At 70.6% G+C, this 6,834-nt stretch carries 6 protein-coding genes; all 6 read left to right on the forward strand.

Annotation, left to right across the window (positions count from 1 at the left end; all coding sequences use genetic code 11):
- Positions 1-88 precede the first annotated feature (88 nt).
- Positions 89-721, forward strand: coding sequence for a hypothetical protein (locus WAZ62_RS22360; protein ID WP_422645730.1), 633 nt, complete (start codon positions 89-91; stop codon positions 719-721).
- Positions 722-728: 7 nt separating this feature from the next.
- The gene (locus tag WAZ62_RS22365; protein ID WP_422645731.1) at positions 729-1,349 is read left to right on the forward strand and encodes a phage distal tail protein, Rcc01695 family; all 621 of its coding nucleotides are present in this window, start codon (positions 729-731) and stop codon (positions 1,347-1,349) included.
- On the forward strand, positions 1,346-2,221 hold the full coding sequence (locus WAZ62_RS22370; protein ID WP_422645732.1) for a DUF2163 domain-containing protein: 876 nt from the start codon (positions 1,346-1,348) through the stop codon (positions 2,219-2,221). The genes WAZ62_RS22365 and WAZ62_RS22370 overlap by 4 nt, the downstream gene beginning before the upstream one ends.
- On the forward strand, positions 2,199-2,639 hold the full coding sequence (locus tag WAZ62_RS22375; RefSeq protein ID WP_422645733.1) for an NlpC/P60 family protein: 441 nt from the start codon (positions 2,199-2,201) through the stop codon (positions 2,637-2,639). Before WAZ62_RS22370 ends, WAZ62_RS22375 begins: the two co-directional genes overlap by 23 nt.
- 3 nt (positions 2,640-2,642) lie before the next feature.
- The gene (locus tag WAZ62_RS22380) at positions 2,643-6,626 is read left to right on the forward strand and encodes a baseplate multidomain protein megatron (protein ID WP_422645734.1); all 3,984 of its coding nucleotides are present in this window, start codon (positions 2,643-2,645) and stop codon (positions 6,624-6,626) included.
- Positions 6,627-6,665: 39 nt separating this feature from the next.
- Positions 6,666-6,834, forward strand: a 169-nt coding sequence (locus tag WAZ62_RS22385) for a DUF2793 domain-containing protein (RefSeq protein ID WP_422645735.1), incomplete at its 3' end; no start/stop codon positions are given.

Consider the following 6,834-nt stretch of genomic DNA (forward strand, 5'->3'; position numbering starts at 1 on the left):
CTGCTCGCCCGTGCCGCGCGCCCGTCTCCGATGCGCCGGGCCGAATTCGACGAGCTGAAATCCCGCCTGACCCCTTGAGGACATCGCCATGCCCGTGATCGAGCGTCTGGCCGTCGAACTGGCGGCCGAACTCACACCTTTACGCGACGCCTTCGCCGAGGCGGAACGCATGGCCGGTCAGGCGGCCGGCGATCTCGCCGCCGCGCTGGCGGGCGATGGCGAGGGCGGCGGCATCTTCGACCTCCTGGCCACCGGGGTCGATGGCGCCGCGCGCACCATCAGGAAATCCTTGGTCGACGCGCTCTCGGGGGCGGAGGTCGAATGGGACGAGGTGATTTCCCGCATGGCGCTGCGCCTGTCCGATCTCGTCGTCGACCAGTCGCTGGATGCCGCGCTGGCCGGCCTTTCGGGCGGCACCGGCAGCAGCGCCGCTGGCGGCGGTGATTTCCTGGCGATGCTGGGTAGCCTGTTCGGCGGCTTCCGCGCCAGCGGCGGGCCGGTCGCGGCTGGCCGGGCCTATGTCGTCGGCGAACAGGGACCAGAGCTGTTCCTGCCCGAGGGCGCGGGCAGCATCGAGCCCCAGGGCGCGCCGGCCGACGCCGTGACCCCGAGGGTGACGGTCAATATCTCGACGCCGGATGTCGCCGGTTTTCGCCGCAGCCAGGGCCAGGTCGGCGCCGCCGTCGCCCGCGCCCTCGCCGCCGCCCGCCGCTATGCCTGAGGATGCCATGAGCTTTCACGACGTGCGTTTTCCCCTCTCCGTCGCCTATGGCACCGCCGGCGGGCCGATGCGGCGCGTCGACGTGGTGACGCTGGCCAGCGGCCGGGAGGAGCGCAACGCCCTCTGGGCCGGGTCGCGCCGGCGCTACGAGGCGGGTCTCGGTCTTCGTTCGGACGACGATCTCCACGCCGTCATCGAATTCTTCGAGGCGCGGGGCGGCAAGCTGCACGCCTTCCGCTTCCGCGACTGGCTGGACTGGAAATCCTGTCCGCCGCTGGCGACGCCCGCGATGACGGATCAATTGGTCGGCCTGGGCGATGGGGAACGCCGGCAGTTTCCCCTGGTCAAACGTTATGTCTCGGGCGGGCAGGCCCATGTCCGTCCGATCACCAAACCGGTCGTCGGCAGCGTGATCGTCGCGATGAATGGCGATGCCGTGGCCGCCACCGTCGATCACGACACGGGGCTGGTGAGCTTCGCCGTGCCGCCGGCCGGCGGCGCCGCCATCACCGCCGGCTTCGAATTCGATACGCCGGTCCGCTTCGACATCGACCATCTGTCCCTCTCCCTCGCCGATTTCAGGGCGGGGCAGGCGCCGTCCATTCCCTTGATCGAGGTGCTGCCGTGAAGGATCTGCCGCCGGGGCTCGCCGACCATATCGCCGGCGGGGTGACCACGCTCGCCCGCTGCTGGCGCCTGATCCGGCGCGACGGCGTCACCCTCGGTTTCACCGATCACGACCGCGACCTGATCTTCGACGGCGTGACCCATCGCGCCGACAGTGGCTTCTCGCCCGGCGCGATCGAAAGCCAGCCGGGGCTCGCCGTCTCCAATCTCGACGTCGAGGGCGCGCTGCGCGCCGATGCGATCGGCGAGGCCGATCTGGCGGAAGGGCGTTTCGACGATGCCGAATGCCGGATCTATCTGGTCAACTGGGCGGATGTGACCCAGCGCGTGCTGCTGCGCCGGGGCCATGTCGGCGAGGTGCGGCGCGGGCGGGGCGGCTTCTCGGCGGAATTGCGAGGCCTCGCCCATCGCCTCGACCAGAGTCGCGGCCGCGCGTTCGATCGACACTGCGCCTGGACCCTGGGCGATGCGCGCTGCGGCATCGATCTCGGCGCGCCCGGTCGCTTCGCCGAGGTGACGGTGAGCGCCATCGCCAGCCGGGTGAGCTTTCGCGTCGCCGGCATCGACGATTTCGCCAATGGCGCCTTCGCCGATGGCCGGCTGCTGTGGACGGGCGGCGGCAATGTTGGCCTGACGGCGGAGATCCTGCATCAGGCGGGCGATATACTGACCCTGCTGCTGCCGCCGGCACGGGCTGCGGCGCCGGGCGATACCGCGCGCATCACCCTCGGCTGCGACCGCGCCTTCGCCACCTGCGCCGGGCGCTTCGGCAATGCCGTCAATTTCGGCGGCTTTCCGCATATCCCGGGCAATGACTTCATCCTGTCCTACCCCAGCCAGGGAGACGGCAATGACGGCGGCAGCCTGTTCTGAGCGGGTGATCATGGCCGCGCGCGGCTGGATCGGCACGCCCTATGGCCATCAGGCCAGCCTGAAGGGCATCGGCTGCGACTGCCTCGGTCTCGTCCGGGGCATCTGGCGCGAGCTTCACGGGCGGGAGCCGGAGATCCCGCCCGCCTATAGTCCCGACTGGGCCGAGGCCAGCGGCCGCGAGACCCTGGCAGAGGCGGCGGGCCGTCATCTGCGGCCGATCGCCATCGCCGAGGCGGGGCCGGGCGATGTCCTCCTCTTCGCCTATCAGCCCCACGCGCCGGCGCGGCATTGCGCGGTGCAAGTGGCGGAACGCCGGATGATCCATGCCATCAACGCCCATCCGGTCGCCGAAGTGTCGATCGTGCCCTGGTGGCGCAACCGTCTGCGTTTCGCCTTCCGGTTCCCCGCGGAGATCTGAATCATGGCCACCCTCGTCCTGACCACCGCCGCCAGCGCGCTGACCGCGGGCGCGTCCGTGTGGCTGTCGGCGACGGCGGCCGTCGCGGCATCGCTCGCCGGGGCCTATATCGACCGGCAATTGTTCGGCACGACGATCACGCGCGAGGGGCCGCGCCTGTCCGACACCAATGTGCAGACCTCGACCGAGGGCGCGCCCCTGCCGGAAATGGCCGGGCGCCTGCGCCTGTCCGACCAGGTGATCTGGGCGACCCGCTTCCGCGAGCAGGCCAGCACCGAAAGCTCGGGCGGCGGCGGCAAGGGCGGCGGCGGCGGCGCGACGCGCAGCGAGGTGACGACCTACAGCTATCACGGCAATTTCGCCGTCGGCCTGTGCGAAGGGCCGATCGACCGCATCTGGCGCGTCTGGGCCGATGGCAAGCCGATGGACATGAGCGCCGTGACCTGGCGGGTCCATCCGGGCGACGCCGACCAGGAGCCCGATCCGCTGATCGAGGGGATCGAGGGCACCGGGCTCGTCCCGGCCTATCGCGGCACGGCCTATGTCGTGTTCGAGGATCTGCCGCTCGCCCCCTTCGGCAATCGCCTGCCGCAACTGGTGTTCGAGGTCTGCCGCCGGGTGCCGCCGCCCGGCCCTGCGCCGCTGGAAACCCTGGTGGAGGCCGTGACCCTGATTCCGGGCAGCGGCGAATTCGCCTATGACACCCGGGTGATCACCACGGGTGGCGCCGAGAGCGCGGCGGGCGCGCAGGGGCCGCAGAACCGCAGCGCCGGGGATGCGAGGGCCGATATCCATCCCGCCCTCGACGATCTCGCCGCCAGCCTGCCCGGGGTTCGCAAGGTCTTCCTCGTCGTCGGCTGGTTCGGCGACGACCTGCGGGCCGGCCATTGCCTGATCCGGCCCAAGGTCGACAAGGCGGCCAAGGCGACTTTCGCCGGGCGCGGCGCGGTCGCCTGGCAGGTCCATACGGTGACGCGCGGGGGCGCCGCCGTGGTGACCACCAGCGCCCATGACGGGCGCCTCGCCTATGGCGGCACGCCTTCGGACGAATCCGTGGTGCGGGCGATCCGCGAGCTGAAGGCGCGGGGCTTCGCCGTCGTGCTCTATCCCTTCATCATCATGGATGTGCCGGCGGATAACGCGTTGCCCGATCCCTGGTCGGACCATGGCGCTTCCATCGGCCAGCCCGCCTATCCCTGGCGCGGGCGGATCACCGCCCATGTCGCGCCGGGGCTGGCCGGCAGTCCCGACGGGAGCGACGCCGTGATCGCCGAGATCGAAAATTTCGCCGGCAACGTCGGCCGCGATCAGCTGTCGGTCTCCGTTTCGGCCGCCAACACGGTTTCGGTCGGTTACAGCGGTCCGGCGGAATGGTCCTTCCGGCGCATGGTGCTGCACTATGCCCGGCTGGCGGCGGCGGTGAATGCGATAGATCCCGGCGCCGTCACCGGTTTCATCATCGGCTCGGAACTGCGGGGCCTGACCACGCTGCGGGATGGTGGCGGCAACTACCCCTTCGTCGGTGTGTTGCGCGAGCTTGCCGGCGATTGCCGGGCGATCCTCGGGGCCGGCGTCGCCCTGACCTATGCCGCCGACTGGTCGGAATATTTCGGTCATCAGCCGGCGGACGGCAGCGGCGATCTGCGTTTCCACCTCGATCCTCTTTGGGCCGATGCGGCGATCGACGCCATCGGCATCGACAATTACCTGCCCCTGTCCGACTGGCGGGACGGCAACGATCACCTCGACCGGCTGGCCGGCTGGGACGGGCCTTACGACGCCGCCTATCTCGCCGCGAATATCGAGGGGGGCGAGCGTTTCGACTGGTATTACGCCAGCGACGCCGATCGCGCCGCGCAAGTTCGCACGCCGATCACCGACGGCGCCCATGGCAAGCCCTGGGTGTTCCGGCCCAAGGACCTGCGGGCCTGGTGGTCGAACCTCCACCACGACCGCATCGGCGGGGTGGAAGTCTCGGTCCCGACCGCCTATGTGCCGATGGCGAAACCGATCTGGTTCACCGAACTGGGCATTCCCAGCATCGACCGGGGCACCAACCAGCCCAATGTCTTCTACGATCCCAAGTCCGCCGAATCCGCCACGCCCTATTCTTCCGCCGGGACCCGCGACGATCTCGTCCAGCGCGCCGGGCTCGAAGCCTGGCTGCGCCATTACGGGCCGGACGCGCCGACCAATCCGCTCTCGCCGCTCCATGGCGGGCGCATGGTTCAGGCGATCGCGGTCTGGACCTGGGACGCGCGGCCCTTTCCGGCCTGGCCGGCGCGGGGCGATTTCTGGGGTGATGGCGCGCTCTGGCCGCTCGGTCACTGGCTGAACGGCAAGGTCGGTCTCGCCGATCTGGCCGGCCTCGTCCTCGCCATCTGCGGCCGGGTCGGGCTCGGGCCGGCGGATGTCGACGTCAGCGCCCTGCGCGGGGTCGTGCCCGGTTACCTGCGCGATCGGCCGCTGGCGCCCCGGGCCGAGCTGGAAGCCCTGATCAATGCCTATGGCATCGATGTCGCCGAGACCGGCGGCCGGCTGTGCTTTCGTCATCGGGGCGGGGATCCGGTGCTGACCCTGCGGGCGGATGATCTCGTCGCCGACGAGGCGGGGGATTTCACCGTGACCCGGGCGCAGGAAACCGACCTGCCGGCCGAGGTCGCGGTCGGTTTTGTCGATGTCACCCGCGACTATCGCCAGACCACGGTGACATCCCGCCGCCTGGCCGGCGGCGCGGCCGGGCGCCAGGCCCTGGCCTTGCCGCTCGTCATGGACGGGACACAGGCGCGGGGCTGCGCCGACCGGCTGCTGGCGGAAGCCTGGGTCGGCCGGGATGCCGCGCGTTTCGCCCTGCCGCCCTCGGCCCTCGCGCTCGAGCCGGGCGACACGATCGCGCTGGAACTGCCCCGGTCTCGGCATGTCCTCCGCTTCGGCCGCATCACGGACGATACCGCGCGGCAGATCGAGGCCGTCGCGGTCGAGCCGTCGGCCCATCGCCTCGCGCTTGCCGGCGGCCGGCCCGAGCGGGTGGATCGGCTGCCTGATCCGGTCGGGCTGGCGCTGCATTTTCTCGACCTGCCGCTGATCGACGAGACGGTGGCGGAACATCTGCCCTATGTCGCCGCCTCGACGACGCCGGCCACGGTGATCTCGGTCATGGCCTCGGCCACGGGCGAGAGTTTCGCGCTCAACACGCAATTGCCGGCCTCCGCCACCATGGGCGTGACCAATTATGATCTTTACGACGGCCCGGCCGATTTCTGGGACGAGGGCAATGTCCTCGGCGTCACCCTGTTCTCGGGCGCGCTGTCGAGCCAGCCGCGCGACAGTCTGCTGGCCGGCAATGCCAATGCCCTTGCCATCCGCAATGGCGACGGGGAGTGGGAAATCCTGCAGTTCGCGGTGGCGACGCCCCGGGGCAGCCGCCGCTACGACCTCACCGGCCTGCTGCGCGGTCGTCTTGGCACGGAACAGGCGATGCGGGCGCCGGTGCCGGCCGGAGCGCCCGTCGTCCTCTTGAACCGGGCCCTGCGCCCGCTCGACCTGCCGGCCAGCGCTCGGGATGCGGTCTGGCATTATCGCTTCGGTCCGGCTGGCTTTCCCTATACCGATCCGTCGTGGGATGCCGCCGATTTCACCGCGCGCGGCATCGGCCTTCGCCCGCTCGCCCCCTGTCATGTCGGGGGCCGCCGGGATGGCGCGGGAAACCTGTCCCTGACCTGGGTGCGGCGCAGCCGCCGGGCCGGCCACTGGGCCGATGGCAGCGACGTCCCCCTGGCCGAGGAACGGGAAGTCTATGAAGTCGACATTCTGGATGGCGCGGGGCCGGCGGTCGTCCGCACCATCGCCGTGACCGCCCCCGAAGCCGTCTACACCGCGGCGGAGGCGATCGGGGATTTCGGCTGGCTGCCCTCGGTCGTCGTGCTGCGCGTCTTTCAGGTCTCGGCGCGTTACGGCCGGGGCCTCGGCGCCACGGCCACCGTCTGACCCTTGCCGATCCATCGATCCCTGCCCGAGGAAGCGCCCATGCCGACGCCGCGTCTCGCCCTGCCCTATATCGTCCAGTCGCAGGCCCAGAAGGAAGTGACCCATAACGAGGCCTTGAACCTCCTCGATATCCTGGTGCAGGCCGCGGTCCTCGACCGCGACCGCGTGGAGCCGCCGGCCGCGCCCGTGGCCGGTGCCGGCCATATCG

Source organism: Zavarzinia sp. (assembly GCF_049306435.1).
GTDB lineage: Bacteria > Pseudomonadota > Alphaproteobacteria > Zavarziniales > Zavarziniaceae > Zavarzinia.

Excerpts from the sequence above, each read along its gene's own strand:
- WAZ62_RS22375 (WP_422645733.1), top strand. The coding sequence starts at position 2,199 with ATGACGGCGGCAGCCTGTTCTGAGCGGGTGATCATGGCCGCGCGCGGC.
- WAZ62_RS22365 (WP_422645731.1), top strand. The coding sequence starts at position 729 with ATGAGCTTTCACGACGTGCGTTTTCCCCTCTCCGTCGCCTATGGCACC.
- WAZ62_RS22360 (WP_422645730.1), top strand. The coding sequence starts at position 89 with ATGCCCGTGATCGAGCGTCTGGCCGTCGAACTGGCGGCCGAACTCACA.
- WAZ62_RS22380 (WP_422645734.1), top strand. The coding sequence starts at position 2,643 with ATGGCCACCCTCGTCCTGACCACCGCCGCCAGCGCGCTGACCGCGGGC.